The following is a 3,270-nucleotide window of genomic DNA, read 5'->3' on the forward strand; positions in this document are numbered from 1 at the left end:
GGAGCGCGGCGAGGCGACGCCGGACGGCCGGGCCCACCGCGCCGCCGGGCACGGCCCGGACCGCCGGACCGAGCAGCCCTTTGTCGGGATGGAGGTCGACGGCGTGCTGGCGGATGGCGACGGCGAGGTGGAGCCCGCCCTGCCCTTCTTCCGCGACGACCGGGCCGCGGTGATCACCGGCCGGCCGGAATCGGAGCGGGCGCGGATCGCCGCCTGGCTGGCCAGCCACGGCCATGGCGGGATGGCGCTGGAATGCCGGCCCGACAGCCTGTCCGGCCCCGCCCTGGTCGCCCGCTACAAGGCCGAGACGGCAACCCGGATCGGCTGCACCCATTTCGTCGAGAGCGAGCCGCAGCAGGCGATCCTGATCGCCGCCCTGGCGCCGCATCTGATCGTGACCTGGTGGTCGGCCGAGCGCGGCCGGCCCTTCACCGTCGGCGCGGCGCCGGGCGCCGGCGCCCTGCCCGATTCCGGGCCCCTGCAATTTCGTTGACGGACGTCCGGCGCCGCCTATGATGCGGCCCCGCGCGGGCGTGGCGGAATTGGCAGACGCGCTGGACTCAAAATCCAGTTCTGGTGACAGAGTGTCGGTTCGACCCCGACCGCCCGCACCAGCTTTCGGACCTCAGGGATCGGTCGGGAGCATCAGGTACCAGAACAGGGCCACCTCGGCCCGCAGCGCCGGGAACGTGCGGTACTGGTACGCATCATAGCCCCCGAGCACGAAGCCATAGCGCCGATAGAAGCGGCAGGCCGCGATGTTGTTCGACTGGGTCTCCAGCCGGATACCCGGCAATTCGCGCTCGCGCGCCCATTGCACCGCACGGTCCATCAGCCGCGCCCCCAGGCCGGATCCCCGGACCGCCCGGTCGACCGCGACATCGTCCACCGACGCGTAGCCGTTCCAGCTCTCCGACACCAGGATGTAGCCGCGCAGCCGGCCGCCCTCCCGCGCCACGGCCAGCAGCCGGTCGGGGCCGATCTCGGCGAAGTCGTCGGCATCGAATGCATAGGCCTTGCGGTACGGCTCGACCGGCCGGGCGTCCGCGACCGGGTCGTTATAGGGCGCGACCAGCTCGCCGCGGATATCGAAGGAAAAGTCGCAATCGGCGATGTCGGCCGGCGACAGCCGCTCGGCGGTCTCGATGATCATTCCGGGGATCCCTGTTCCGGCGCCAGCTCGCGCAGCGCCATGCGCTTATAGGTCTCGACCAGGGCGTCGCCCTCCTCCCGGCCGACGGAGATGGCCAGGCGCATCGTCGCCTCGCCCAACTGCATCACCAGCAGGGCCCGGGTCGACAGCTCCGCCGGGTCGGCGGCCGGGTCGATCCGGGCCAGCGCCGCCGCCAGCACCCTGCCGTTGATCCGGCTGTCCTCCAGGTCGATCTCGCGCAACCCCTTGTCGGCCTGCAGCCCCGACCAGATGTCGCGCATCACCGGCTCGGCCAGGAACAGGTCGTAATAGGTGTCGATCAGTTCGCCGAAGGCCCGGCGCAGCCCGGCGGCGTCGCGCACCTCCCGCAGCCCCGCCTCGATGCAGGCCCGCCCCTCGGCGTTATAGCGCTCGGCCAGGGCCCGGATCACTGCCGCCTTGTCCGGGAAGTACTGGTACAGCGAGCCGATCGAGATGCCGGCCTTCGCCGCCACCTCGGCCATGCGCAGCGCGTCGCTGCCCCGGGCCGCGATCAGCTCCGTCGCCACCGCCAGGATCCTCTCCACGCGCTCGCGGCTGCGGCGCTGGCTCGGCGCGCGGCGCAACGGGCCGGCCGGATCGGCGGCGGGGGGAAGGGCGGTACTGGCGGCGGCCATGGATCGATCCTGTGCAAATCCGCTTGACGCAAGAAATATGAGAGTTTATCACTTTTTTAAACATGATAAACTCTCACATTGCGAGAAGATCATCGCCTCGTCGGCGAGCGCGATGCAAGTGCGCAAGCCGCGCTACGCCGGCGCATCCGGCGTCCGGGCCGGCTGACCGGCAACCCCCTCCCTGCCCCTGACGATGGAGAGCTGACGATGGGCGAACGCGTGGTCTCGGTCCTGATCTTCCTGTCGGCGCTGGGCTCCGGCCTGGCCGGCGGCATCTTCTTCGCCTTCTCGACCTTCGTGATGGGCGCCCTGGCCCGCCTGCCGGCGCCGCAGGGGATCGCCGCGATGCAGTCGATCAACATCGTGGTGATCAACCCGCTGTTCATGATGGTCTTCATGGGCACGGCGGTGCTGTGCGCAGTCGTCGCCGTCGCCGCCCTGTTCGGCTGGGCCGGGCCCCACCCGGCCCTGGTGGTGGTCGGCGCCGTGATCTACATCGCCGGCAACATCGTGGTGACGATGGCGGGCAACGTGCCGCTGAACGACGCCCTGGCCGCCGTCGATCCGGCCAGCGCCGGGGGCGCGGCCATCTGGGCCCGCTACGTCCCGGACTGGACGGTCTGGAACCATGTGCGGACGGTGACCGGCGCGGTGGCGGCGGCCTGCTTCATCCTGGCCTGGCGGTGGCCGGCGGCCTGACCGCGAAGGGCTCCATCGGCCCCGAGGCGGCCGGGAACTCCCGGCCGCCTCGGGGGGTTCGCCAAGGGAGGGCGACAGCCCCTCGGACCGACGGACGCGATGGAGGCCCGACATGCAGAAGCCGTTGCAGCTCTCGTTCAAGAACGTCGAAGGATCTGAGGCGATGAAGGAGGTCGTGCGCGACCGCGTCGGCCATCTCGAGCGCCTCTATCCCAACCTGATCGGGTGCCGCGTGGTGATCGAGGCTCCGCACCGTCCGGCCCGGGGCGGCGGCAGGCCGCCGCTCGGCATCGCGGTCGAGGTCGAGATTCCGGGCAAGCCGAAGATCGTGGTCAAGGATATGGAAGAGCGTCGCAATCCCCGCGACCACGGCGTCCTCGTCAACCGCAGCTTCGACGTGGTCGAGCGCAAGCTGGACGAGGCCGCCCGCATCATCCAGGGCGAGGTCAAGGCGCATGAGGCGGCGGGCGAGACCGGCACCGTCAGCCGGCTGTATCCCGACCAGAACTACGGCTTCGTCGAGGCCAAGCAGGCCGGCAGCCTGTACTTCACCCGCAACGCCGTAATCGACGGCCGCTTCGATGAACTGGCGGTCGGCACCATGGTGCATCTGACCCTGGCCACCGGCGAAGGCCCGATGGGCCCGCAGGCCAGCTCGATCCGCCTGCTGGGCGGCGACCGCGCCGTCGAATGAGAGCGGCCTGGGGCGGAATGAATTGAGGTCGGGCCATGAAGGATGTCGAGCGTCTTCGCGTTGCCTCT

At 70.5% G+C, this 3,270-nt stretch carries 5 protein-coding genes and 1 tRNA gene; 4 read left to right on the forward strand and 2 right to left on the reverse strand.

Features of this window, described 5'->3' with window-relative positions; all coding sequences use genetic code 11:
- Both P409_RS39450 and P409_RS30120 read left to right on the forward strand, forming a co-directional pair.
- Nucleotides 1-493, forward strand: a 493-nt coding sequence (locus P409_RS39450) for a hypothetical protein (RefSeq protein WP_202964857.1), incomplete at its 5' end; no start/stop codon positions are given.
- 34 nt (nt 494-527) lie between these two features.
- Nucleotides 528-614 (forward strand) — tRNA-Leu (locus P409_RS30120).
- A gap of 11 nt (nt 615-625) precedes the next feature.
- On the opposite strand, the gene P409_RS30125 is transcribed toward P409_RS30120, so the two are convergent.
- Nucleotides 626-1,153: a GNAT family N-acetyltransferase gene (locus tag P409_RS30125; protein ID WP_034847117.1), complete on the reverse strand. Its 528-nt coding sequence runs from the start codon at nt 1,151-1,153 to the stop codon at nt 626-628.
- Nucleotides 1,150-1,809 (reverse strand): TetR/AcrR family transcriptional regulator, encoded by a 660-nt coding sequence (locus tag P409_RS30130; RefSeq protein WP_034847118.1) that lies wholly within the window; start codon nt 1,807-1,809, stop codon nt 1,150-1,152. The genes P409_RS30125 and P409_RS30130 overlap by 4 nt, the downstream gene beginning before the upstream one ends.
- Nucleotides 1,810-2,016: 207 nt before the next feature.
- Here P409_RS30130 and P409_RS30135 point away from each other — a divergent pair, with 207 nt between their 5' ends.
- Both P409_RS30135 and P409_RS30140 read left to right on the forward strand, forming a co-directional pair.
- On the forward strand, nt 2,017-2,508 hold the full coding sequence (locus P409_RS30135) for an anthrone oxygenase family protein (RefSeq protein WP_034847120.1): 492 nt from the start codon (nt 2,017-2,019) through the stop codon (nt 2,506-2,508).
- 112 nt (nt 2,509-2,620) lie between these two features.
- Entirely contained in the window at nt 2,621-3,202 is a 582-nt protein-coding gene (locus tag P409_RS30140) for an HPF/RaiA family ribosome-associated protein (RefSeq protein WP_034847121.1), read from the forward strand.
- The last annotated feature ends 68 nt before the right edge of the window (nt 3,203-3,270 follow it).

The sequence above is a fragment of the Inquilinus limosus MP06 genome (assembly GCF_000767795.1).
In the GTDB taxonomy this organism is placed as follows: domain Bacteria; phylum Pseudomonadota; class Alphaproteobacteria; order DSM-16000; family Inquilinaceae; genus Inquilinus; species Inquilinus limosus_E.